At 50.1% G+C, this 25,375-nt stretch carries 17 protein-coding genes; 4 read left to right on the top strand and 13 right to left on the bottom strand.

All coding sequences use genetic code 11. The features are described 5' to 3' along the window. Positions 1–39 precede the first annotated feature (39 nt). From NSQ38_RS11125 to NSQ38_RS11080, 10 genes are all read right to left on the bottom strand, one after another. Positions 40–972 carry an ABC transporter permease gene (locus NSQ38_RS11125; protein ID WP_036605816.1) on the bottom strand — a complete coding sequence of 311 codons (933 nt, stop codon included), beginning with the start codon at positions 970–972 and terminating at the stop codon, positions 40–42. A 41-nt stretch (positions 973–1,013) separates the two neighbouring features. Then, entirely contained in the window at positions 1,014–2,657 is a 1,644-nt protein-coding gene (locus tag NSQ38_RS11120) for an ABC transporter substrate-binding protein (RefSeq protein ID WP_339789195.1), read from the bottom strand. Positions 2,658–2,828: 171 nt separating this feature from the next. After that, on the bottom strand, positions 2,829–4,172 hold the full coding sequence (locus NSQ38_RS11115; RefSeq protein WP_339789192.1) for an LLM class flavin-dependent oxidoreductase: 1,344 nt from the start codon (positions 4,170–4,172) through the stop codon (positions 2,829–2,831). Between the two features lie 322 nt (positions 4,173–4,494). Next, complete coding sequence (locus tag NSQ38_RS11110; protein WP_339789189.1) at positions 4,495–4,773, bottom strand: glutaredoxin family protein; 279 nt, start codon at positions 4,771–4,773, stop codon at positions 4,495–4,497. Positions 4,774–5,125: 352 nt separating this feature from the next. Next, the gene (locus NSQ38_RS11105) at positions 5,126–6,853 is read right to left on the bottom strand and encodes a glycosyltransferase family 2 protein (protein ID WP_339789186.1); all 1,728 of its coding nucleotides are present in this window, start codon (positions 6,851–6,853) and stop codon (positions 5,126–5,128) included. Positions 6,854–6,919: 66 nt separating this feature from the next. Further along, positions 6,920–7,567, bottom strand: coding sequence for a GT-D fold domain-containing glycosyltransferase (locus NSQ38_RS11100; protein WP_339790489.1), 648 nt, complete (start codon positions 7,565–7,567; stop codon positions 6,920–6,922). A gap of 899 nt (positions 7,568–8,466) precedes the next feature. After that, the gene (locus tag NSQ38_RS11095; RefSeq protein WP_036605812.1) at positions 8,467–9,198 is read right to left on the bottom strand and encodes a sugar phosphate nucleotidyltransferase; all 732 of its coding nucleotides are present in this window, start codon (positions 9,196–9,198) and stop codon (positions 8,467–8,469) included. Then, entirely contained in the window at positions 9,195–9,968 is a 774-nt protein-coding gene (locus NSQ38_RS11090) for a glycosyltransferase family 2 protein (protein ID WP_338588441.1), read from the bottom strand. The genes NSQ38_RS11095 and NSQ38_RS11090 overlap by 4 nt, the downstream gene beginning before the upstream one ends. Continuing rightward, a complete protein-coding gene (locus NSQ38_RS11085) occupies positions 9,968–11,080 on the bottom strand; it encodes a glycosyltransferase family A protein (protein WP_339789184.1) in 1,113 nt (370 codons plus the stop codon). Before NSQ38_RS11085 ends, NSQ38_RS11090 begins: the two co-directional genes overlap by 1 nt. 41 nt (positions 11,081–11,121) lie before the next feature. Then, positions 11,122–12,087 (bottom strand): glycosyltransferase, encoded by a 966-nt coding sequence (locus NSQ38_RS11080; RefSeq protein ID WP_339790486.1) that lies wholly within the window; start codon positions 12,085–12,087, stop codon positions 11,122–11,124. 441 nt (positions 12,088–12,528) lie between these two features. On the opposite strand from NSQ38_RS11080, the gene NSQ38_RS11075 reads away from it, so the two are divergent. After that, positions 12,529–12,801, top strand: a complete 273-nt coding sequence (locus NSQ38_RS11075) for a hypothetical protein (RefSeq protein WP_339789181.1) — start codon at positions 12,529–12,531, stop codon at positions 12,799–12,801. Between the two features lie 45 nt (positions 12,802–12,846). Then, positions 12,847–14,412 carry a M4 family metallopeptidase gene (locus NSQ38_RS11070; RefSeq protein ID WP_339789179.1) on the top strand — a complete coding sequence of 522 codons (1,566 nt, stop codon included), beginning with the start codon at positions 12,847–12,849 and terminating at the stop codon, positions 14,410–14,412. Between the two features lie 173 nt (positions 14,413–14,585). Here the strand turns inward: NSQ38_RS11070 and NSQ38_RS11065 are convergent, their stop codons facing one another. After that, positions 14,586–19,790, bottom strand: a complete 5,205-nt coding sequence (locus tag NSQ38_RS11065) for a WIAG-tail domain (RefSeq protein ID WP_339789177.1) — start codon at positions 19,788–19,790, stop codon at positions 14,586–14,588. Between the two features lie 515 nt (positions 19,791–20,305). Between NSQ38_RS11065 and NSQ38_RS11060 the strand changes: the two genes are divergently transcribed. Then, positions 20,306–21,436 (top strand): YheC/YheD family protein, encoded by a 1,131-nt coding sequence (locus NSQ38_RS11060; RefSeq protein WP_339789174.1) that lies wholly within the window; start codon positions 20,306–20,308, stop codon positions 21,434–21,436. A gap of 85 nt (positions 21,437–21,521) precedes the next feature. After that, a complete protein-coding gene (gene asd / locus NSQ38_RS11055; protein WP_047841263.1) occupies positions 21,522–22,313 on the top strand; it encodes an archaetidylserine decarboxylase in 792 nt (263 codons plus the stop codon). Between the two features lie 347 nt (positions 22,314–22,660). On the opposite strand, the gene NSQ38_RS11050 is transcribed toward asd, so the two are convergent. After that, positions 22,661–23,446 (bottom strand): AraC family transcriptional regulator, encoded by a 786-nt coding sequence (locus tag NSQ38_RS11050; RefSeq protein WP_036605807.1) that lies wholly within the window; start codon positions 23,444–23,446, stop codon positions 22,661–22,663. Between the two features lie 369 nt (positions 23,447–23,815). Next, positions 23,816–25,273, bottom strand: a complete 1,458-nt coding sequence (locus tag NSQ38_RS11045; protein WP_339790483.1) for a PLP-dependent aminotransferase family protein — start codon at positions 25,271–25,273, stop codon at positions 23,816–23,818. Positions 25,274–25,375: the final 102 nt, after the last annotated feature.

The raw sequence follows: 25,375 nt of genomic DNA, 5'->3' as shown, positions 1-25,375 counted from the left end.
TACTCCGCGTCAGGACACTTCTGACTGTTCCGGCTGTCATCATGTTCGGACTGCACGCCGAACCCGGGGATCAATGTACGAATACGAGATGTCCACCAGCAAATTCAAGACCACATAGATAATGGATGTAAAGAAAACAACGCCTTGCACCACGGGCAGATCTTTGGCCATTAGCGCATCTGCAATAATCCGGCCGATTCCTTGTCTGGAGAAGACAGTCTCCACCACAACCGTACCCGCAAGCAGATCACCGATCAGCATGCCAATTACCGTTACGGCAGGGATCAGCGCATTACGCAGCGCATGGCCATACATGATGGCGCGCTCCGAAAGTCCTTTGGCCCGTAAAGCCACGATAAATGGTTCATTGATCACTTCCAACATGCTGTTCCGCACCATTCGTACGATAAACCCTGCACCAACGAGACCCAGCGTAGCTGCCGGAAGAACCAGTGAGCTGAATCCGTCGGAACCCATCGCAGGGAACCAGCCAAGCTGTACTGAAAATAACAGGATGAGCAGTATCCCCGTCCAGAAGGTTGGCATAGAGATACCGAACAGTCCAACGAGCCGAGCGACGAAATCAATCACGCCATTGCGATGAATCGCAGACAGTACACCAAGTGTAATTCCAATCGTGATGGCAATGATTGAACTGAGTGCGGTCAAAGCCAGTGTCGCTGGAAAATGTTCCAGGATTTTTGGCAAAACCGGATCCGAATTGATCATGGATTTACCGAAATCTCCACGCAGCATGTCACCGAAATAGTTCGCAAACTGGATATAAAACGGCTGATCCAGTCCAAGCTGCACCCGCAGATTCTCGATCATCTCCGGGGTAGCCGAGGACGGGTCCAGCATGAGTAGAACCGGATCACCCGGCAGAAGATACATGATGCAGTACACCAGCACCGAAGCTCCGAAAATAACCAGAAGCGATGTTGCGAGTCGTGACAGTATCGTTTGAACCATACCGGGATATCTCCTTCCTGAATCTGGATTGGCCGTTCATGTTAGGGCTGAATGCGGACGTCGTTAAAGAGTGGATACCCCAGTGAATCAAACTTGATGCCTTCGACCTTTTTGGATGCTGCGACAGTATAAGGGAATACATAGATCGGCAGAATTACCGCTTGCTCAATCAGGTATTGTTGGATCTGATTGTAGATCTCGACACGTTTATCCGCGTCACTCTCAACCGCCCCCTGTTCCAGCAGTTCATCGATCTTTGGATCAGACAAACCGGATAATGTCGGACGCTGTCCCTCTGCACTCGTATGATAGAAAGCGTACAAGGCATTGGGATCGGAGTTGACCTGGCTATTGCCATATAGATCATAATCCCAGTTTTGATAGATGACCGTTGCTACGTCTTTTGTAATTTCCACTTCAACAGCGATGCCTACCTGCTTCAACTGTTGTTGAATAATGGCGGCAATGTCATTACGTTTCTCCCGATTGGGCGAACCATCGACATAACGCAGGGTCAGTTTCTGGCCCTCTTTGGCACGAATACCGTCAGCGCCTTTCACCCAGCCTTGTTCATCGAGCAGCTGATTGGCTTTATTGATGTCCGGGTTGATACTTCCTTCCAGCGATGCATCATAACCCAGAATTCCAGGAGACAGTGCAGACCACGCACGTTCGTAGTTGCCCAGATACAATGTTTTGACAATCGATTCAACATCTACAGCGGATTGTACTGCCTGCCTTACTTTCACATCATCCCAAGGCGCTTTGCGCAGATTGAAAAAGAGTGTATATGGCAATCCCACCGTGTTAGCCTGCAACAGTTGCTGGTTCGGATCGTTTTTTAATGCAGCGATATTTTGCGGTGGAACGGTCTCGGCAGCGAGTACCTGACCACTTTGTACACTTCCGATGCGTGTCGCTTCTTCCGGTACAATTTTGAATGTGATCGTATCCACATGGGGCGCGGCTTTATTTTCAACCGTCTCAGGTCCCCAGTTGTAATCCTTGTTCTTGGCAACGACGATATCCGCATTCTCATCCCATTTCACAAAGGTATACGGACCTGTGCCCACCGGATTTTTACCTAATTGGTCTCCATATTTTTGAGCAGCCGTAGGGGATACGATTCCCAGCAGCGCCTGACTCAAATTGCCAAGAAAAGCTTGCGATGGTGATTCCAGATTTACCTTGATCGTATATTCATCAATGACCTCGGAGGAGCTATAGGGTCTAATCAGGGCTAGAGAATTGGCAGCTTTGGTGGCCGGGTCAATCACCCGGTCCAGATTGTATTTCACGGCTTCCGCATTAAAAGGTGTACCATCATGGAACTTCACACCTTCACGCAGCTTGAACGTATAACTCTTGCCGTCTTCGGATACGCTCCATTCCGTGGCGAGCCAAGGTTTGATGGAACCATCAGGCAACTGCACGACCAGATTATCGTAGATCGTCCGGATCGCACGTACCGTTACGGCAAGCCCACTGCGATGAGGGTCTAGTGTATCCGGTGAAGTCGCGAGTGCAAAAGTCAGGTTGCCTCCTTCAGCTTGCCCGGCCTGCCCCCCACCTGATGCCTGTGCCGTACTGTTCGTGCTGCCTCCCGCCGCTCCGCAACCGGATAATACCATCACCAATACTGCTGCCAATGCCATATATTTCATCCATGAGATAGACCTGTTCATATCGCTTCCCCCTCTGTGTATACAGGTGTCATTATATTGATGTTTATACTTGATACTTGATATATCCTATGAGTTAAGTCGGTTTTAAGATAGTACGAAACGTAGTAATTACTTTATTACCGGTTGGAGATAACAGCAGACAACATCAGATGCTCGTTCGCTCCCTATCCGTCATGCCAAATCAGATACGACTTGTTCCTTGGCAGCCGTATAACGGTTAACCGGAATCTGTACCCCAAGGTTCCCCCGCAAAGTATCGTGTTCATAGTCCGTACGATACAGACCGCGTTCTTGCAGAATCGGCACAACGAGTTCCACAAAATCAGACAACCCACTTGGCAACTCCGAAGCAATAATGAAACCATCCGCTGCTTCCGTCTCAAACCATTCCTGAATCTTGTCAGCGACCTGCTCCGGTGTTCCAAGGAATTTGCTACGCGGTGTTGCTGCCCGCAGAGCCACTTCACGCAAGGTCAATCCTTGCTCTTTGGCGTCCTTCTTGATCTTGTCGGTTCCACTGCGGAAGCTGTTGCTTCCAATGCCATTCAGCTCCGGGAAAGGCTCATCCAATGGATATTGGGAGAAATCATGATGTTCGTAGAAACGTCCCAGATAATCCAGCGCTTTATCAATGGTGACCAAGCTTGCGATTTCCTGATATTTCTGTTCAGCCTCCTCTTCCGTCCGTCCAACAATAGGATTGATGCCTGGTAGAATGACAATATCCTGTGAAGAACGTCCATAGGAAGCCGCTCGTGTTTTGACATCCTTATAGAATGCCTGTGCATCTTCAATACTGTCGTGCCCAGTGAATACTGCATCCGCTTCTTGTGCCGCCAGCGTTTTGCCATCTTCCGATGAACCTGCCTGGAAAATCACCGGCTGTCCTTGCCGTGAACGGGCAATATTGAGCGGACCTTGTACGGAGAAAAACTCTCCTTCATGATTAAGCGTGTGCAGCTTGGATGGATCGAAGAAAACGCCGCTCTCTTTGTCTCTTACAAAGGCATCATCTTCCCAAGAGTCCCACAACCCTTTGGTTACCTGTAAATATTCTGCGGCAATGCGATAACGTTCCGGATGCGAAGGGTGACTGCTCTTACTATAATTCTTCGCCGTCCCTTCCAGCGGAGAAGTCACGACGTTCCAGCCTGCACGGCCATCACTGATCTGATCGAGAGAACCGAACTGTCTGGCTACGGTGAACGGATCACTATAGGATGTTGAGAGGGTACCCACCAGTCCAATGCGTGAAGTAACGGCAGCCAAAGCGGAGAGGATACTGATTGGTTCGAAGCGATTCAGGAAATGCGGAATGGATTTCTCAGTAATATACAGACCGTCTGCGATAAAGACCAGATCGAACTTGCCTTCCTCCGCTTTCAGTGCCTGACGTTTGTAGAATCCAAAGTTAACGCTGGCATCCGACAGAACCTCCGGGTGTCTCCATGTGGTGTTGCTTCCTCCAACCCCATGAATAATGGCTCCAAATTTCAAACTGCGTTTCGCTGTCATATGCACTCCGCCTTCCTTGGATTAGAATCTTCAAAAGAATGATCAAGGGCCAACTGAACTGATTACGTATGCAAAATAACTTAAAAGTTAACTATTCCTATGAGTTTGGTTTGTTTTAATTTCACAAATCTTATCACTGCCCCGTAAAAGGGTCAACAGCGTGACTAATAGATTTTTTCTATATGAACATTGAAGATGTAAATAAGACCATTTACATCCCAAGTGAGCCATAACTTATGAACGTTCCAGCTGCTGTACAAATGCGATCTTGCATCATGCAACAGCCGGAACGGCTTGCTTCAAAGGTATATATTAACTCCCGTTAGACTGCTGCCGCTTCGTCCGTTCGTGCCAGCAGTTCCGCCAGCTTCTCCAGATCAGGTTCCAGCAAGGCTTCAAACTTGCCGTCCCCTCCCACTTCAATGACAGGTACATGCCGAATGCCATATTTTGCTTCAAGCACATCTCGCAGCACGTCATTTCCCTGCACTTCAATGTTCTCAAAAGGCTGGTTTCGCTCTGTCAGAAATGCTTTCACTTCCCCGCAGAAATGACAGCCTGTTTTGCTCCACAGCACGACTTTTTTGGTTGATGATGACATCGACATACCTCCTGATTGGTTTTAAGATCAAGGTCTGGGTGATTAACTATGAACGCCCTAGACCTTCAATTCCCATCTGTTAAATAAGAATTATGGCTCTAAATGTACTCCTACGCCCCTCATGCGTCAATGGATCTGCTAATAGAATAAACCTATAACCAAATAGAAAGATTAAATTATAAATTTTAAAGAGGGCTTATTTTACAAGATTGAATCGCTCTGCTTCAGTAGTCTAGCTAACAACTCATATGTAATATTCGGATGCGGAATGAATCAGAGCGATTACACAGGGTACCGCTACATTTTCCATTCCGCATCATACTGCCAATCTGGATAAACAGATCGCCTGACATTACAGATCCGGGTTCAAGAGCTGAGGTGGGGCGATAATGGGCCAGCCTTCTTCCATTGAATTCAGTTGGTCCGCAGACACGCTGATAATATGCCCAGAATGTACACCCCAACGTTCTGCCGCATAGACCGATACAAATCGTCTCCGCTTGTCTCCGCTGATCTGATATCGAATCTCGGGTGCATCCACTGCGGCAACAATACTTCCTTCTGCCCAGCCATGGTGAGAACCATGAACCGCTGTCGTATGCACCTGTTGTGATTCCCTCGGCCATCCTTGCACATTCCCCGCTGATATCAGTGCTTCTCCGGCAGGAATGGCGAGCAGGTCCGGTTTGGCAACCTGAACAGGAGATATTCCACGCGGTACAGGGATATTCAGCTTCCGCCGCCGACCGCCGGTTAAAGTATAGACATCTCCTTTGGCATCGGACAGGAACGAACCTTCCGGGTAGAAGTCATAACTGTGTCTGAACTGTAATGCTGGATCTTGGCTGCCCTGCGTTGAGATTCGCTGACGCGGATCCATTGGGTTTGTGTCACCATCCTCTTGTTGACCGGATGGGGTACCAGAGGTTTGTTCTCTAGCCAACCGGGAGGTTTCGGCAACCAGCGCATGGGGATCTCCCCACTTTTGGCTATAAAACTGCTCGTTATCCTTATTCACTACAGCAAAGTCCTGCTCACCCAAGGCTTTCATACTGACACTTCCGAAGTGGTGGATAAAAGCATCCCCGGCTACCGCAAGCTGGTATCCTGCCAGCTTCACCCGAATGATCCAGTCATCATCTTCGAAATTGCCCACCGCGTACCCTTCGTCCAGATAACCTACTCGTTCCAGCAGCTCCCGTGAGAACAACCAGCAGAATCCGACCAGGCGATTGGTTATTCGATGTTTGTCTGCATCCGGACGATTATGTGTCGCGGCAAAAGGCCACATCTCTTCTACCTCACGGTACGGAACCTGAATCTGCTGATCCCCACCAATATAGTTGGTCACCGGACCCACCACACCAATCTTCGGATCACTGGCAAGACAAGTCATCATGTTATCCAGCCAGCCTGGAGTAACGAGCGTATCGTTGTTCAGCACGATGATATGTCGTCCTCTCGCCATCATCAGCCCATGATTGACACCTCCGGCAAACCCCCGGTTCTGATTAAGGGCAGCCACCCTCACCATGCCGCCTTTGCGGAGCATGGCCTCGGCAGTTCCATCCTTGGAGCCATTATCCACGACAATGATTTCGAAGGGGGCAGGGGTATGTTTCTCGATACTGGACACACATTGCAGCACATACTCCCGCTGATTGTACGTGGGGATAATGATGCTGACTCCTTCAAAAACAAGACCAAATGAACTCTGTCCCTGGCGGACACCTTCGTCGTATCCTCTACGATACCCCTGTTTGTAGATCCTGGCGCCTTTGGCTGTGCGCCTGCTTTTGCCTTTACGTCTGGATTTCTGCATTGAGCGACGACCTGCTGCATGCAGGACTGCCATATCAGATCGCGAGACATCGTGCTGTGTGGCACGGCGTGCCGCTTTTTTTTCATTGCTTATGCTGCCATTCCGGTTGTTTTCACTGCGGCTGTTGTCACTGTGAGTGCTGATATTTGGAATGATGTTCAGATGACTGTGACCCTTTCGACGGACGACGTTTCGAGCCTTAACCTTGTTGCTGCGGCTATGACGTTCTTCCCCGCGCTGTTGATCGGGTGTGCTCATGTTGCTCCCTCCATTTCCACTTGTCCGTGAGGCCAACACGCACATAAGCAGCCCCCGGACGGTCCACTAGAGTTGAAGCTCTCCTGTTACCAGTTTGTCAGCCAAATGTCCAAAATCCAGAGCGACCTTGCCGAGTTCACCTGCAATTCGCCGACACAGAATGACCGCCGGAATTCCCGCCGCCACCAACGCGATATCAAAAGCATGTTCTGCGGTTTGTTGCATCACCCTCGGTATATCCATAACTCCTGCCACAGAACCAATGATGCCTGTGACATGAATCCCCCGGTTATGCAGCAGTGCCGCAAGCTCTGGTGCCTGGCTACCTATGAGCAGAACCCGCCGTCCTTGCAGCAAGGGCAACACCAGGCCGGACTGATGCAGACTGTAATTGATCGTGGAACTGGTCAATTTCAGCCGGGACCAGTCGATCCCGAAGTAGCGCAATACCGGGAATAACAGCCCCTGGAATGTCGGCGCCCGCGAGATCGGCACGCCAACCCAGTCGGCGGCCTGTATGGCTTCCGCAAGCATCGCGCGGATGTCGGGGGTTGAGCTTGGCACCCCTGCATAGGGCAGAAACGGTGCCAGCTCCTGCACTTCCTGGCCTGGCAGCACCGTATCGGCTGCCAGCGTGAGCAGTTCGCCATCTCCGAGGCGAACGACAGACAGGGGGCGCTGTGCATCCAGCGCCGCCGTGATGTGTCCAGCCATCTCATGCGGGCTGGACAGCCGGGCCAGGCTGGGCGCATATTGGCGGAATCCCGCCGCGATCAGATCTGCCGCCGCCACGGCAGGCAGAATGTGATCCGGCGGGATGTGCTGCGCCACCAGCGCCTCCCCGCCGGCGAATACGCCGTCGCGGTAGCCCTCGGCGTAGCCGCCGGGCACGGCCTCCGCCTGCACTGCGTGCTCCGCGGGCGGAGGCGGCAAACCCTTCGCGCTGCCCGCCTTCGCGCCGGCAGCGCCTCCCCGCCCCGCGGGGGCGACACCCTTCGGGTGTGTCACCTGGCGCGGGGCGGGGCCAGCACCGCTGGCAGGCATCGCCTGTGGCGTGCTGGCTTGCGGTGCTGGCAAGGGCGCACGGCGCATCGCCGTGCGCTGCTTGGCGCGGGCAGCGGCACGCCGGCCCCGCGCTGGTGCAGGCCTGCGCCCAGCAGTGGCCCGGCGCAGGCCTGCTTTGCCTTTGCCGGTGCGGCTGGCTCTTGCCGCTTTGCTCGCACTCGCACGGCCAGCTTTGCCTGCTCTGCCAACAACACTGCCTGTGCTGCTCGCTTTGCCTGCACGGACCTTATGCGCTGCGCCTGCAGATGTACCCGCTTTGGTCAGAGTACTACGTTTCCCTGACTTCACACCTCTGACTCCAGCAGACCCTGTATCTGCTGCTGCCGGAGTGCCACTGCCCATAAATACGGCCGGGTGGATGCCCCGGGGTTTACCTGACACGGTGGCCCTAGCAGCCCCGTTGCGTGTCACTACTCTCACGCCATTCCCTCCTTTGGCATGCACGAGGATTGTCGCTGCGCAAAGCGCCGGAGCATCCTTCCAGCTCCGGCGCAGAGTGTTCTGCTCCCATGGGGCACCGCACAGCGGCAGCATCAGTCGCATATATTTTAGGGCAATTGTCCTTTCATACGGACAGCTGCTTCCTGAAGGGATTCAAATGTACCTGCATCACTCCAGTATTTCTGCAAAATGTCGTATTCCAGTCCGCCAGCAGATGCGTAGTGATTATTCACATCCGTAATTTCAAGTTCTCCGCGCGCAGACGGCGCAATGTTGCGAATCAGGTTAAATACATGATCATCATACATGTATATGCCCGTCACACAATAAGAGGTTTTCGGCTGGCTTGGCTTCTCCTCAATGTACGAGATTCGCTCTGGATGCTTTGGATCAAAAACAGGCACCCCGTAACGTCGTGCATCATCCACCTCTTTGAGCAGAACTCGCGCTGTACCAGCAGGTTGCTGCATGTAACGGTCCACATAAGGCTTCAGATCATCGCTGAAAAGATTATCTCCGAGAAGCACAACGAATTTTTCGCCAGGAAGAATAAAAGAAGTTGCCAGATCCAACGCTTCCGCAATCCCGCCTGCCTTTTCCTGAATGCGATAAGTCAACTTGACCCCATGATCCGCTCCGCCACCAAGATACTCTGTATATAACCCGGCGGAATGTTTGTTGATCACAATCAATAGTTCATCAATGCCTGCCTGGCGGAGCCTGTCGATGCCATACATAATCATCGGATGTTTACCGACTGGAAGCAGATGTTTGTTAATGAGCCGGGTCAGCGGATACAGTCTAGTTCCTGTTCCGCCGGCAAGAATTACACCTTTCATTCCACGTTCCCTCCTTCATCGGATATGTCCATATATTCAAGCGGATCGACATGCCATTTGTTAATAAAAATCGAACGATTACGCTCAAGCAGCTGTTTCCACGCTACCGGATCTGTCTTCTGGAAGCTGGCACTTCCCTGATGATGCACGAGAACATCTCCACATACCAGCAGGCGATATCCCTGCAATCTTGCTCTATAACAATAATCGTCATCCTCATAGTGTCCCGGAGAATATGCCTCGTCAAGCAGTCCAACCGATTCCACGACATCTCGTTTCATCAGCATGCACAGACCGACGATCCGGCGTACTTCCTTCCACCTTGAAGAATCCGCAACATTATTGGAATTGGCCAACTCCTGAAAATGCTCCATGTCCCGAAACTGCAGTTTAATCTGCTGGATGCCGCTTGCATAATTCGTAACAGGACCCGTGATCCCAATACTTGCGTCACTGTACAGAGCCGTTCGCAGGTTCTCCAGCCACCGGGGCGTGACCGTAACATCATTGTTCAACAGCAACAGCTCATCCCCGCAAGCTGCACGAAGTCCAGCGTTACACGCTGCCGGAAACCCCCGATTGTCCGGGAACCTTACAAATCGAATTCGCTCCAGCGCACAATATTCAGCCGTTCCATCCGTCGAACCGTTATCTACCACGATAATTTCATATGACGCAGGATCGCCCGAGTATTGACGTATGGCATCGATGCAGGGCCTGATCAGATCCAGACCATTGTAAGTTGGGATAATCATACTCGTCAGTGTCATTAGGCGTTCCTCCTGTAAGCCACTTCTACACGGGAGAGTGTATGTGCCTGGGCTGGATTCCAACCTGTACCCAGCAATGTAGCCAGTGCCTCCAGATGATCTCCGATGATCAATTTTGCGACATCATTCCCACTTCCCGTGTTACCAGGACGCAACCGATTGGAACGAATAACATCCACCTGACTTGGTGCCGAGACGTTCATTCCATGCTGAATAGCTAAACTTTGTGCCTTAGGTGGAACGGCCAGTGATGCTGACTTCACGGTCTGAATCATACGACGAGATAATGCATGAGGCACGGCTGTCATGGAATTGGAACCAAGATCTGCCCTGCCTAATGTTCGGTTCAGATATGCTTTGATCCGGCTTACCTCATCCTGCCCTGCAAACGCAGGAAGCAAAGACGTCAGATTATTCAACGCCACATCCTGTCCCCGATCAACCGCGAACAGAAAGGGTGCAAGCTGTTCAGCCGAGACGACCATATCTCCATCCACAAAAAGTACCGTCTCCGCATCCGTCATCTTGGCTCCAAGTGCCCGGCCCACATCATGTCCTGCCCGATCCGGTTCATAGATTACTGTAAGTCCCGGCTGCCCTAGTACCTGCTTCAAACTGTCATCTGTCGTTCCATTCAGTACCACAATAATATCCGTCAGAGGCAACCGCTTTAGTTGCAATAACACCTGCCCCAGTGTATGTTCCTCATTACAGGCACAGACAACGGCAGCAGCCGAATGACGAAGGGGTAGCGGCACGATCTGGAATGAATGTCCCGAGGCCTGAGCATAACCCTGCATAAATGCCTTACCTGCCTTCAGAGCTAGCTCGAAGTTGCTTAGCTCCCCAACGTTCGCCGCGTGTGCATTCCATACGAGACGTGCATGTTCTTCTGATACTGTGTTGTTCGCCTTTGCCTCGCTTCCTGCAACTTGCCCCGCTTTCCACATCAAGTGCAGATCTACTTGGCCAGACTTTGCTCGGCTTCTTCTTTTTTTTTGAATATCTACATGCTTCTTGTTCCTATGACGCTTGTTCATTACTGTTCTTCCTGCTGTCATTTGTCTACTTGTTGTCCGCCTACGGCGGACAACCCCTGAACGTCCCTTCATTTCCTCACCTCCAGCATGCTGCATCATCCGATGCGACATGCTTACCTCGCCAGGTTGCGAACACGTTTCAGATCGGTATAACCTCCGCGGGGACCGAGCGTATCCGTAATCCACTTAATCGCTGCCATATGATCATTCAGTACCACTTGACTGAGCGGATCAGGTCCGCTTCGCTTCTTGATTCGCACTGCATTCATTCTACCCACAGGTACGTGATGAACAGCGCGTACTCGAAGTCCGCCGATCACTGCCTTCGCTTGTGCGAGTGGCGGAACTTCCAGTGAGGATATGCCCATGACCTCAAGTCCTTTTCGGCTTATTGCATGTGGAATAGCTGTCATGGATGCCCCCCGGAGATCGGATCTTGCGAGTATGCTGTTCAACATGTGTTTGGCCTCCACTACCGGATGAACAGGATGATGAGTGACCGGCCCATGGTAGTCGTTAAGTGCCACATCCGTTCCCTTCAGCACAGCCTTCACGTAAGGTGCAAGATGCTCTGCGGGAATTGCGATATCTGCATCAGTAAATAACAACACCTGACCGCGCGCCTCCGCTGCGCCTACTTTTCGTCCTCCATCATGCCCTAGCGCTTCTGCATACGTGAGCACGCGTGCTCCAGCCCGTTTGGCTGCGCTAGCCGTACCGTCTGTTGAACCATTCACAATGACAAGCACTTCAGCATCGCGGCATATCCGCCGCGCTTCACGAACAACTGCACCAATCCTTTTCTCCTCATTCATAGCAGGGATAATGATCGAGAGCATCGGTCGCTGAGAAACATCCCTGTGTGAAGGAGCATCACTCATGCCATTTTCCGCTCCATTCTCTACTCCATCCTTAGCCTGTGACATCAGCTGTCTGGATGGAATAACGAACGTATAGGCCTTTGTACCCTTTTTGTGTCCAGACTTCAATCTTCGTTTCTTCAGCACTGTTTTTCTTCGTGGCACATTCGATCGAGTTGCATAACGTGCTGTAGTACGGGTTTTGCGCAACAGTTTCACCTCCCGCATTCGATCATCGGCATGCCAAGGGAGTACACGTTATTCTATGTATTCGTGGAGCAGTGGAAACGGCGTTTGTCCTTGCACTAAGCAGGTTCTCCCTGTAAACACGAGGGTACAGGCCTTGCTTTTAGACAAAATACGCCAAAATATGTGAAAAACGCTACCTCTCCCCTACTTCAGACACAATTTTAGCAAAAATCCAAATTTGTATCTTTTCCAAAGTTTTACATTGTGATAATATACGTTCCAAGCAGTTTTATTTACAAAAATAACCTTGTTGCGAACATAAGTTCCCATTCATTTTTTAAATCATTTATTGACCTTAGGTTGATTAGATTATGACCTCATTCACAGAACCTGTTAAGCAGATACATTTTACTCTTGAGAGGAGTGATGCCGTTCAGAACACACTGCCTTTGTCATTTACGCAAACCCGGATTGAACACCCCAGTTTTCCGTGAACGTATCTTCTACCTGCGCAATTGGACAACCCCCGGCTTTCTGAAAGAGGAACACAATAGACGATTAAACCTTCGGGTTGAACTGAATAAACGGTTATCCTTTTCGTTTGGTGTTGTGCTTAACACTTCCCGAGCTAAGGCCAAGCCAATTTTGTTCCAATCGTTTCTTGTCTCATTCCACGCTTCAGGTTCAGCCCCACGCTCCGCGCTGCCCAAGTTGCAGACGGAATTCCAACCGAGACTGGCATGAACATTTTCCAACCAAAAAATAAGTATAAGAATGGGAGAGTTTACTATGAAATTTGCCAAAGTTATGCCAACAATTCTTGGAGGAGCTCTTTTGCTCGCTTCCGTATCCTCTGCTACTGCAGCTCCAGTGTCTGATCAATCCATTCCACTTCAGGCCCCTTATGCCTCTGAGGAGGGTATTCCATTGAACAGTGGAACAGATGACACCATCTTTAATTATCTTGGACAGCAGGAACAATTCCTGAATTCCGATGTGAAATCCCAGCTCAAAATTGTCAAAAGAAACACAGATACATCTGGCGTAAGACACTTCCGCCTGAAACAGTATATTAAAGGTATCCCGGTATATGGTGCAGAACAGACGGTGCACCTGGACAAAACCGGAGCCGTGAGTTCCGCACTTGGCGATCTTCCACCGATTGAAGAGCAGGCCATTCCGAATGATGGTGTAGCCGAGATCAGCGGAGAAGACGCGATCCGTATTGCAACCGAAGAAGCAACTTCCCGGATTGGAGAACTTGGTGCCGCGGAAATCACACCTCAAGCTGAATTGAACATCTATCATCATGAAGAAGATGGTCAGACGTATCTGGTTTACATTACGGAAGTAAACGTACTGGAACCTGCCCCTCTACGGACCAAATATTTCATTAACGCAGTGGATGGCAGTATCGTATCCCAGTTTGACCTCATTAACTTTGCCACTGGAACAGGTACAGGTGTGCTTGGAGATACCAAAACCCTGACAACCACCCAATCCGGAAGCACCTTCCAACTGAAAGACACCACTCGCGGCAATGGCATCCAAACGTACACAGCGAACAATGGCTCCTCACTGCCTGGTACCTTGCTCACGGATTCGGATAATGTATGGACCGATCGTGCAGGTGTAGATGCTCACGCTCATGCAGCTGCTACGTATGATTTCTACAAGAACAAATTCAACCGTAACGGTATTAATGGTAACGGATTGTTGATCAGATCAACCGTGCACTACGGCTCCAATTACAATAATGCCTTCTGGAACGGGGCACAGATTGTCTTTGGGGACGGAGACGGAACGACGTTCCGATCCTTATCTGGTGACCTCGATGTTGTGGGTCATGAACTAACGCATGGTGTTATTGAATACACAGCCAATCTGGAATATCGCAATGAACCAGGTGCACTCAATGAAGCCTTTGCCGATATTTTCGGTAATACGATCCAAAGCAAAAACTGGCTGCTCGGTGATGATATCTACACACCTAACATTCCAGGAGATGCGCTGCGCTCCCTCTCCAACCCTACATTGTATGGTCAACCTGACAAATACAGCGATCGCTACACAGGCACACAGGACAACGGCGGTGTCCATATCAACAGTGGTATCATCAATAAAGCCTATTTCCTTGCTGCTCAGGGCGGAACACATAATGGTGTAACTGTTACCGGAATCGGCCGGGATAAAGCGATCCAGATTTTCTACAGCACACTGGTGAACTACCTGACACCAACGTCCAAATTTGCCGCTGCCAAAACAGCTACCATTCAAGCAGCCAAAGATCTGTACGGAGCAACTTCCGCTGAAGCTACTGCTATTACCAAAGCATATCAAGCTGTAGGCCTGTAAAATCTTATTTTATTGTGGTTGAACTTATAATGTACTCATCATAATGGTAACGAAACGTTCAGACACCCCCTCACCGTCCGAACGGATTAAGCTTATATCAACCAAAAGCGGTGTCCCGGACAACTCTGGACACCGCTTTTGTCATTTGTGTATTACGGATACAACAATCGGAACTATCCTTGCGAAGGTCCCGCAGCAATCCATGACAACAACCCGTACGTATGCTTGCAATCTGCCGTACGTGACACCTCAAGCACCGCTTCGTCCTCACTCTGTGAGAGCAGGGAAATCTGGAATCCCCGATCATTGCTCATGCCCACAATCACATAATGTTCTGAAGCAAATGACTCTTCAAAAACAACCGTTACCTCTGTGCTTACTTCACTCTCTGGCAGTACAAAAGCTTCCATCCCGAATTGTTGTACAACCGGTTGTTTGCTTACGCTGCGAACGGGTTGGAAGGCCAGATGTTTGGCCTGAACTGCCCCCGATTGCAACTGGCTGCTGCCCACGGCATCATCACAGAGATGTTCCTGTTTAATCGATTGTTCACTCAACATAAACTCCGTAGTTCCAGCGATCTCCTGTGACTGTTCAAGCTGTGGTTGCTGAGCCTGATCTGCCTCATCTGCCTGCTCCGTCGTGAACAAAGCTGCCGGTAGTTCACCAAGCTGATCTGTTTCGGATATCAGCTCTTGCTGTTGCTCCAGATCAGTACTCGGTAATGCCTCGACGATTACCTGCTGTGATTGCTGTACACCTTCATTTTCTGGTTGAAGCAATCCCTCTTGTCTTTTGATAGCTGCCAGTTGCTCCAGCGTTTCTCCACTGAACTGACGGATCGCATTCCATATCTCTTCGCTCAGATGCGCTGGACCTACAATCCCCGCATTCAAATGATTAGAGGTAATACTCTGCTCACTCAGTTTGCTGCCGTTCACGCTGCCATCGGCCAATTTGGCACTGGTGACAGACCCATTTTGCAGATGAACCCCGCTTACTGCTTCCTCTTCCAGATGGGTTGTGCGAATACTGCGTTCCTGAATGTGATCAGCAAGAATGGTTCCATCCTGAATATGACGAGTTTGCACACTTTTGTCTGCTATGTGGATAGCCGATACCGCACCTTCAAGCAATTTATTTCCGTTTACACTGCCGTCGGCCATCTTGGCACTTGTAATGGAACCATTGTGCAGGTGAATCGCACTTACCGATTCCGCTTTGAGGTGGGAGATCCCAATGCTTCGCTCTTGAATATGGTCAGCATGTATGGCTCTCTCTTGGATATGACGGGTTTGCACACTTCCATTGGCAATATGGACATCCGACACCGCATCTTCAAGCAGTTTGCTACTGCTCACACTGCCATCCGCCAGTTTGGCACCCGTTACGGCCCCATCTTGCAGATGAATCGCACTTATTACTTCCTCCTCCAGATGGGACGTACCGATGCTATGCTCCAGAATATGATCAGCAAGGATCGCTCCTGCCTGGATATGGCGAGTTTGCACACTTTCCGATGCGATATGACTCCCCAATATAGTATCTTCGAGCAATTTGCTGCCGCTAATGCTACCGTCAGCCAATTTGGCACTTGTTACGGACCCATTTTGCAGATGAACCGCACTTACTGCTTCCTCTTCCAGATGGGCTGTGCCGATGCTTCGCTCCTGAATATGACCAGCCTGAATAGCTCCTGCCTGAATATGCCCGGATTGCACACTTTCCGATGCGATATGAATCCCGGATACGGTACCTTCGAGTAACTTGCTGCCGGTTATACTGCCATCCGCCAGTTTGGCACTCGTTACAGATCCATTTTGCAAATGAATGGCACTTACCGATTCCTCTTCCAAATGTACTGTGCCGATACTCCGTTCTTGAATATGATCAGCAAGGATTGTTCCCTCTTGAATATGACGGGATTGCACACTATCGTCTGCAATGTGGATATCCGATACTGCTCCTTCAAGCAACTTGCTGCCGGTTACACTGCCGTCGGCCAACTTGGTACTTGTCACAGATCCATTTTGCAGATGAATGGCACTTACTGCTTCCTGTTCCAAGTGAAGCATGCCAATACTGTGCTCCTGAATATGGTCAGCAAGGATTACTCCTGCCTGGATATGGCGGGATTGCACACTTTCAGAGGCGATATGGATTCCCGACACCGCATCTTCGATCAACTTGCTGCCGGTTACACTGCCGTCGGCCAGTTTGGCACTGATGACAGACCCATTTTGCAGGTGAATCGCACTTACTGCTTCATCCTCCAGATGGATTGTGCCGATGCTCCGCTCCTGAATATGGTCAGCATGAATGGCGTCTGCCTGAATATGCTCGGATTGCACGCTTTCGGATGCAATATGAATCCCCGATACCGTACCTTCAAGCAATTTGCTACCGTTAATACTGCCATCCGCCAGTTTGGCACTTGTTACAGATCCATTTTTCAAATGCACCGCACTTACAGAGTCCTCATCCAGATGAATGGAGCCAATACTGCACTCTTGAATATGTTCAGCAAGGATCGCTCCTTCTTGGATATGACGGGTTTCCACACTTTCGTTGGCAATGTGGGCAGCCGATACTGCCCCTGCAGCTAATTTGCTGCCATCTACACTACCACTCGCCAGTTTGGAGCGTGTGACAGATTCATCCTGCAAAATAATCGTACTTACCGCTTCTTCTTCCAGATGCGTCGTTCCGATGCTGCGTTCATGGATATGATGAGGAAGAATTTCACCATCTTGAATATGACGGGAATGTACAGCTCCTTGCTGCAGGTGAACAGCACTTGTCGACTCTGCCTGAAGATGCAAACCACTGATCAAACCTGGCTGAAGATGAGCCGCTGTAATCGATAAAGGTGCCAGATGGTCTGTTTCCACAGATCCAGGTGCCAAGTGGTGGGACGTGACCACCTGTTCAGCAATATGCTCCTCATGAATGATGTCCGGCTTCAGATGTTGTGAGTTCACTACTTGAGTTCCCAAATGTTCCGATTTCACGCTGCCTTCAGCCAGATGGACCGATTGTACAACGGATGGCTGCAAGTGCTCGCTACCTACAGCAGCCTGTTGTAGCTCTGTCCCGGATACCGAGTCTGCTGTCAAATGGTCTGCACTTACGGAACCATGCCGAAGTTTGTTGCCCGTAATACTGCCATCAGCGAATAATTCCGGCGAGCGTATTTCTTCCGACAAATGTTCCAGTGAAACGGCATGCTGCTTCAGGTGATACCCACGAATGGTTCCTGCTGGAATATGTTTGGCGTTAATGCTCTCTGCCATAATCTTGGAAGAAGTCACGCTGCCGTCTGCCAGTTTAGCTGACGTGACAGCAAAATCCGCCAGTTTATCTGTGGCAACACTCTCTGGTGAAAGCTTGGGGGAGGTAACCGCATGATCTGTTAGATGAGGCGGAAAAATGGACCCGCCAGCCAACTGGGCTGAAGTTACACTATCAATAGCCAATTTGTCAGTTGTGACCGCGGCCCGTGCAATCGCATCCGTTTCAACACTGCCCGGCTGAAGGTGAGGTACACCTACGGCATGTTCTGTCAGGTGTTCCGATTTCACTGCATAAGGTCTCAGGGCCTCGGAACCCACGCTGCCTGGAGCCAGATGTGTACCTGTGACTCCACCACTCGCAAGATGTGAGGATATAACACTTCCCGGGGCAAGCGCTCTGCTACTCACCGATGCCGTTCCAAGCTTTTCTGTTGTCACACTTCCATCCGCGAGTTTAACGTCTGTAACGGCAGCATCCTGCAATTCATAACTACCCACGGCCGCCTCTGCAAGATGCCGCTCACACACCACGTCGTCTGCAAGAGCGTCTCCGGACACACTTCCGGCAGATAGATGAGTTGCCTCGATGCTTCCACTTGCAATGTGAATGGAGTGAATTGCAGAATTGTCCACATGTACCGGTGTGATTCCCCGATTCGCGATATGTTCCGCACGAATGGACCCTTTGGCAAGATGTTTACCTTGTACGGCTTCATCCGCAATTTTGGAAGAAATGACGCTCTGATCAGAGATCTTGGATGACGTAATGGACTGCTCCAGCAATTTTGCTGTTCCCACAGACTGGTCTGCCAGTTTGCTGCTGGTTACTGCACCTTCCGTCAAATGCTCACTGCCCACTTCTCCATTGCCTATCTGCTCCTTGCCAACGGAATGAGCGCGAATCTGACTTGATCCGATTGAGCCATCCAAGAGATGTCTTCCACTTAGTGAACCCTCAGCTAAATGTCTTGTTTGTATGGATCCATCCTCTATCTGGTCACTTCCAATACTGCCATTTAAAAGTTGTGAACGACCGACAGACCCTTCTGCCAGATGTGTCTGTTTAACAGCACCTGCCTGAATATGGTGAGACTCGATGGATAGTTCTTCGATTTTGCTGCCTGTGACAGCAGCTTCCCGAATTTTGGATGTAGTCACTGCATCGTCAGCCAGTTTGGAGGTATTCACAGCTCCCCCCGTGAGATGTCTTGTATCCACCCCGCTAATCGCAATCTTGTCTCCAGTTACGGCATGATTCTTGATTAATTCTTCCGTTACCAGCATGCGGCTGAGGTGTCTTGTGCCGATGGAACCGTCGGCAATTTTGGTCGAATCGATGACCTGGTTGCCAAGCTTCTGAGAAGTAATACTGCCATCTCTGATTTTCTCACCGGCAATCGAAGCATTTCGTATTTTATGACCAGACACAGAGCCGTCTATCAGGTGTTCCTCAGATACAGACGCTTCCGCAAGTTTCGCCGATACAATGGCCCCATCTGCAATGTGAATGCTGGTCACCGCATAATCCTGCAATGCTTCACTACCGACCGCATCCGGTTTCAGCTTGGAGGCATCCACAGAGAAAGGAGCCAACTTGCTCTCCGTAACAGCAAATTCACTCAAGTCGTCCGTGTAGATGTAGTGTCCGGTATGACCCGGCATCTGATTTTGGTTCAGGATCTGCAGCCGGTCCTTGCTTGCTAACTCCTGCTTGTTGATGTCCTGCTCTTCTTCCAGAGCAAGCGTAGCCAAGCTGCTAACCTGAATCTGCTTTTCCGAACTATCTTGTGTCTCAACTTCCTTGCTATCAGACTCTACGGGTTCCGGCTTGATTTTGGCTTCGATCTCTAGCTCTTCCAGCTCGTTCGTTGAAGCAGGTAGCTCTGTTGATTCAAATAGAAATTCTTCCGACTCCTGAACAGCCCTCGAATCCCTTTTATTCGTATTCAAACGTTCTTCCCTATTCACAGTAAAACCTGAGTTCATCTTGTCTGCCCGGCGATCAGTCAGTTCCAATTCCTTGAATTTCGGGCTCACATGCCGCAGTTTCGGCGTCGGAACCTTCTTTTTGCCATTTTTACTCATGCAGCTTGCTCCTTCCTCTAACGTTCGTCTCCGGCATCATATGCTTCCATATGGGCATCTGCCACTTCATTTATGACTTTTGCGGATTCCAGAGCACGAATGTACAGGCGTGAAGACAGGAAGGTTCAATGATCTTTGTGGAAATAGGCGTGTCAGGGCTGCAGATGAAAGGCGGCTGTCCACGCCCCCGTCCCAGTCATGTCATAGGATATTATATCTAGGTCGTGTCTGAAAACTCGCTGAAGTGCATCTTTCACCGTCTTTTCGCCCTCTGCTACGTCACTTTCCCTTGACGTGCCCCGGCACGCATGCGGAAAACTTTCTTGCTTGGAACGGAAATTCGGCAAAACCTGCTTCCTTCGGAGTTTTAGACACGCCCTGAGCAAGCACTAGTGCTTGGCGATGCATCTTACACACCGGTCTGCGTTATCGCGATGTCTGAGCCATGCGGTGACAGGCCGGCATTCCATGAATGGACGATCCATGGTCGCGATAACATCGAAGGAGGAACGGTCATGCTCCAAGAAACGATCGGCATTATGTTCGATTCACGCATGTACCGGGGGATACCGGCCGGAAGGACCGGTCAGGAATCACTCGCGAATTATGAACAGGCAGCGGCCAGTTATGGATTAACCCCCTGCTTTTTGAGGCTGGAAGATATTGATTCGGATCAAAAGACTTGTCTTGCCTATGTAAAAAAAGAAGGCAGATATGTTCGCGAGCGCATGCCACTGCCCTCCGTCATTCATAACCGATCACTCCAACTTCGCCGGACGGAACAGCATCAGATTACCAAGCTGATGTTGCAGGGTATCCAGGTATTTAATGTTCGCAACCGGTACCGTAAAGATCACATTCATGACATGCTTCATCAGGACCTCGCCTTGCGAGAACACCTGCCCCACGCAGTTAAAGCTACGCCAGAGTCTCTGGCCTATATGATGGAACAATATGATGACCTCGTCATCAAACCATGCAGCGGTAGCATCGGTCATGGGATTATGCGAGTCTTTGAGCGAGATGGACAGTGGAAACTAACCTGTGAGACGAAGGCTGCACGCAAAGGGTGGGCTACCTTCCGATTGAGCAAAGGACAGCTTCCTTCCGCCACCCTAAGGCGGATCTTTCGCCATGCCTACCTCATTGAAGAGCGTATCCCACTGGTACGTTATGAGGGCAGGCCGGTAGATCTGCGGGTATCTGTACAACGTGGCAGCGATGGTCTTTGGGGAATAACAGGCATGTTTGCCAAAGCCGCTCCTGCCCATACGTTTGTCACCAACATCGCCCAGGGCGGTAAAGTCATGAAGCTCGCAGAGGCCCTTGGATTAGAAGAATCTGGCTTTGACCTGGCTCGACTGGAATACAGAATCGGACTCGTTGCACTTCAAATTGCCCAGAACCTGGCGACCAGTCTGCCACATCTGGCTGATCTGGGCCTTGATCTCGGGATAACGCGCAGCGGCCAAATCTATTTTATTGAATGCAATGGACGGGATCAGCGTTACGGTTTTCGCAAGGCGGGAATGTCGGAACACTGGAAGGCAACGTACAGCAAACCGATGGCTTATGGGCGTCTGCTGCTGGAACATAATTCGAGGATTCCGAGACAACCGCAGACATACGATAGGAGACTATATTGATTTCGTGTGCATTCTGTGTCAATATTATGCAGAACGGCCGGTCTTGCCGGCCTTGAAGTTCGCATTAACCCTAAGGGGGATATTCATGGCAAAAACGCTGTTGCGATTAATGACCGAGCTTTCTTCGCGCAAATGGATCTCCCGGACTGTGGGAGCCTTCTCCAAAAGCCGGGGAAGTAAGGCATTTATCCCTTATTTTGTCCGGACCTACGACATCCCTGTTCAGGAGGCCGAGAAAGACTGGAAGGAATACCGTTCACTGAACGATTTCTTTACCCGCAAATTAAAGCCGGGCATGCGCCCGTTGGAACTTTCAGAGCATGCACTGATCAGCCCGGTAGATGCCAAGATTACGGCAGCCGGTCCAATATCTGCAGGGACACTCCTGAATGTTAAGGGACAAAATTATACACTTGCTGAATTATTAAACCATTCTCCCCATCTGGAGAAGTACAAGCACGGGTACGGGTTCGTCCTCTATCTCAGCCCTCGCGACTATCACCGCATTCATGCACCTGTCAGCGGCCGCAAAATAGAGAGCGAACACATCAAGGGCAAAGTTTATCCCGTGAATGACTTTGGCCTGACCCATATGAGATCCGTGCTTAGTCGAAATGAACGACTCATTACGTATATCGCACACGATTACGGTGAAGTGGCGGTTGTCAAAGTAGGTGCGATGAACGTGAGTAGCATACAGTATGCTGATACGGACACAAGTACCTGGGCACAGGGCGATGATCTGGCCTATTTTGAATTCGGTTCCACCGTTGTTCTGCTGACGCAGAGCGGCACATTCGAACCAAACCCGGGCTTACAGCCAGGCGATTCGGTCAAAATGGGCGCATTGCTTGGTCGTTTGAAACCGAAGAACTAATGAGTCCATACGCAAATAAAGAGGATGGCGCAGCACCTGTAACCAGGTATTGCGCCATCCTCTTTATGCTTTCATATTCATCCATGTATACATGCAATACGAAGCTTCGCTCCGTCGTTATTGGTCTGCTGAGTTCTCCTCAAAACCACACATCTTGCAAGTCCTCTGCCGGTTTGAAGCGACGCAGACGGTTCCGGAAAATATTGCATCCCTTCGTAGAGCATCCCCGGTTGCGGACCCGACGTTTTCCGTTCATCACAAGTTCCCCCTTTTGGTCATCTGGAATGCTAGATAATTACCCTTGCGTTCCAGACTTGAAACGGTGTCATGTTTTTCTCATCAGAATTTTAACGAATCTCGGACGGGCTCTTGCCTGTATACTGCTTGAACTGACGACTGAAGAAGAAAATATCCCGGTAGCCCAGAGCATCCGCCACTTCGGTCACATTCATGCCGGTATGCACCAGCAGATGTTCCGCCCGTTCAATACGCATGCGGATAATATAAGATTGCACTGATGATCCCACCAGTTCCTTGAACTTGATCGAGAAGTATCGGGGCGATAAGCCGGCCCGGGCAGCCAGATCTTCCACCCGATGCGTAATCCCCGGATGCTGACGCACATAATTGGCGACCTCCTGGATGACATCGGACAACTGGTTGCTTACCTTTTTCTCCACAGGTTCTTCCGTATCGGCGCGCAGCAAATGAATCATCAATTGCTTCAGAATCAATCGGCTCTCTTCATCACGTCCGTACACATCCGATAAGAATAGTCTTACATACCGTGCCAGCAAGTGCTCAAACTCCACCGTTTCCTGTACCTCGCGATAGGACTGGGGAACGTCAGCAACAGGCACGTCCACATCAAAATGAATATACGTAAGTACCAACGGTTTTTGCTTATTATGCGTTGCAGTAGGATGATCTCCTGGCCTGAACAAGAAACAACTGCCCTTGCCAACTTCATACGACTGGTCATTCAGTACAAGCGTTCCTTCACCACTCCATACATAAAATAAATCATAGTTTTGCATCGGTTTTTCCCGTTTCTGCCACTTCCAGCCCGGTTCACAGACAATTTTGGCGACAGCGGGCAAAATAACAAATGATGACGGCGATGCCTGCAGCATGTCGCCACTCCCCCTTGATAGTTAATCTCTCTGCATATGGCATCATTCTGATCTGAATCTCACTTCTTCAATCCAGGCCATATGTATTTCAGTATCTATAGAAATTGAACTAAAGAACATTTACACTTGCCACTCCGATGACAGAACAACCTTCCGATCGCTGTTATCCCCAGATTTTTTGATTCACTTTTTCAAAGGTGAAAATCTGACGATAAAGGCGAACGCTCCGCTTCTTCAGGTTATTTCTGCCCTCTACGTTTTCGTGTAAATAATTAGTTCAACTTGTATAGCATGATTAAATACAACTTGCTCATATATGATCTCTGCTCCTACAGGAGCGAAATGTCTTATCCCATTATACAGCGGAATTCACCGAAACGAAAATGTGCACTTCTCCCAGGCTAGCCGCATTCGCCGGATTCCCTCTGTTATCTCTTCTTTCTCCAGATGTGCAAAAGCAAAGCAGGCCGCCGGATGACCTGAAGTCAGCCGATATCGCTCTGCATCACGGAACAGTATGCCATCCTCCTGAGCGAGCTTTTTAAACCGCTGATAACTGTCCACATCACCATTCCAGGTAGCGTAGATATGCAGTCCTGCATCACCAAGCTGCATTGTGAATGCTTCCGGCAACTGTCGTTCCATCTCTCGGACAAAAAAATCATGCCGTTCCCCGTATAATCGGGTTAACCGCCGTAAGTGCCTCAGGTAACCTCCTCTGGTCATAAATTTTGCCAGTGCGCGCTGCTCTAACAGCGCAGGAGGTACCGGCTCATACAACGCCTTGGCGGCAAGGAGAGGTTCTACCAGACCAGGTGGCAGTACGGCATAGCCAAGTCGGAACGAAACAACCATCGTTTGTGAGAATGAACCAACGTAGATGACGCGCTGTTCACGATCAAGCACTTTGAGGGGTTCAATTGGTCTTCCGCCCCATCGGAATTCACTGTCATAATCATCTTCAATAATGACCGCATTACGCTTTGAGGCCCACGCAAGCAATGCACGTCTTCTGTCCAACCCCAGCACGGCCCCTGTTGGAAACTGCCGGGTAGGGGTGACAAATAACGTCTGTGCCTCCCAAGGCTGAGGAATAATGCCTGCAGCATCCACCTCTGCCGGGATGATATGCCCACCACAGGACTTGACGGCATGGGCGATACCCGGATACCCCGGATTCTCTAATACAACTGCTGTATTCTCCGTTATCAGCAATTGAGATAACAGGGTGATGCCTTGCATTGAACCACTGAACAATACAATCTGAGAGGGTTCAGCCTGGATACCACGTGTCCATCTGAGATGGGAGGCGATGGCCTCACGCAGCTCCGGATCACCGGCTACACCGCTCGATTCTCGCCAACCACTGCGATGAACCGCAGCGAGTGCACTCTTCCACTCCCCTAACGGGAAATGTTCTGCAGGCATGCGCTGCATTTGAAAATTAATGACGGACGGCTTCGTTGAATACATCTGAGTCCGCAGGACTTCATGTTGCGTATTCAACCGCTGTACTCGTTCGCCCCAGGCAGACAACTTGAGAACGGCTTCCTGTTTTTCATTTTCCTGAGTGGATAATGTTTCGGTTACAAATGTACCTCTTCCCCGATGTGCATGGACATAACCATCCGCAAGCAGCATGTCGTATACCTGAGCTACCGAACCACGTGACATCTCATATTGCCTTGCCAACTCACGGGTGGAAGGAAGCCGCGTGCCTCCTACCAATGTGCCTGCATGAATGGCATCACGTAACGCATGGTACAGTGCCTCATACTTGTATCGATGCTGAAGTTCATAGGTTTCCATCGGCAGCCACAATTCCATCATGCACCTCTCTTCATTTGACTTCATCTGTGATCCCCGACGAATTGGCCTACTAAAGTGAATGTAAATTGGATCTATTTCATTGTCAATGTATGAACTATT

The organism is Paenibacillus sp. FSL R7-0313 (assembly GCF_037969885.1).
GTDB lineage: Bacteria > Bacillota > Bacilli > Paenibacillales > Paenibacillaceae > Paenibacillus.
The sequence above is the reverse complement of the archived record's forward strand: the minus strand, read 5'-3'. Positions and strand labels throughout refer to the sequence as shown.

Excerpts from the sequence above, each read along its gene's own strand:
- NSQ38_RS11125 (WP_036605816.1), bottom strand. The coding sequence starts at position 972 with ATGGTTCAAACGATACTGTCACGACTCGCAACATCGCTTCTGGTTATT.
- NSQ38_RS11120 (WP_339789195.1), bottom strand. The coding sequence starts at position 2,657 with ATGAACAGGTCTATCTCATGGATGAAATATATGGCATTGGCAGCAGTA.
- NSQ38_RS11115 (WP_339789192.1), bottom strand. The coding sequence starts at position 4,172 with ATGACAGCGAAACGCAGTTTGAAATTTGGAGCCATTATTCATGGGGTT.
- NSQ38_RS11110 (WP_339789189.1), bottom strand. The coding sequence starts at position 4,773 with ATGTCATCATCAACCAAAAAAGTCGTGCTGTGGAGCAAAACAGGCTGT.
- NSQ38_RS11105 (WP_339789186.1), bottom strand. The coding sequence starts at position 6,853 with ATGAGCACACCCGATCAACAGCGCGGGGAAGAACGTCATAGCCGCAGC.
- NSQ38_RS11100 (WP_339790489.1), bottom strand. The coding sequence starts at position 7,567 with ATGGCTGGACACATCACGGCGGCGCTGGATGCACAGCGCCCCCTGTCT.
- NSQ38_RS11095 (WP_036605812.1), bottom strand. The coding sequence starts at position 9,198 with ATGAAAGGTGTAATTCTTGCCGGCGGAACAGGAACTAGACTGTATCCG.
- NSQ38_RS11090 (WP_338588441.1), bottom strand. The coding sequence starts at position 9,968 with ATGACACTGACGAGTATGATTATCCCAACTTACAATGGTCTGGATCTG.
- NSQ38_RS11085 (WP_339789184.1), bottom strand. The coding sequence starts at position 11,080 with ATGAAGGGACGTTCAGGGGTTGTCCGCCGTAGGCGGACAACAAGTAGA.
- NSQ38_RS11070 (WP_339789179.1), top strand. The coding sequence starts at position 12,847 with ATGAAATTTGCCAAAGTTATGCCAACAATTCTTGGAGGAGCTCTTTTG.
- NSQ38_RS11065 (WP_339789177.1), bottom strand. The coding sequence starts at position 19,790 with ATGAGTAAAAATGGCAAAAAGAAGGTTCCGACGCCGAAACTGCGGCAT.
- NSQ38_RS11060 (WP_339789174.1), top strand. The coding sequence starts at position 20,306 with ATGCTCCAAGAAACGATCGGCATTATGTTCGATTCACGCATGTACCGG.
- asd (WP_047841263.1), top strand. The coding sequence starts at position 21,522 with ATGGCAAAAACGCTGTTGCGATTAATGACCGAGCTTTCTTCGCGCAAA.
- NSQ38_RS11050 (WP_036605807.1), bottom strand. The coding sequence starts at position 23,446 with ATGCTGCAGGCATCGCCGTCATCATTTGTTATTTTGCCCGCTGTCGCC.
- NSQ38_RS11045 (WP_339790483.1), bottom strand. The coding sequence starts at position 25,273 with ATGGAATTGTGGCTGCCGATGGAAACCTATGAACTTCAGCATCGATAC.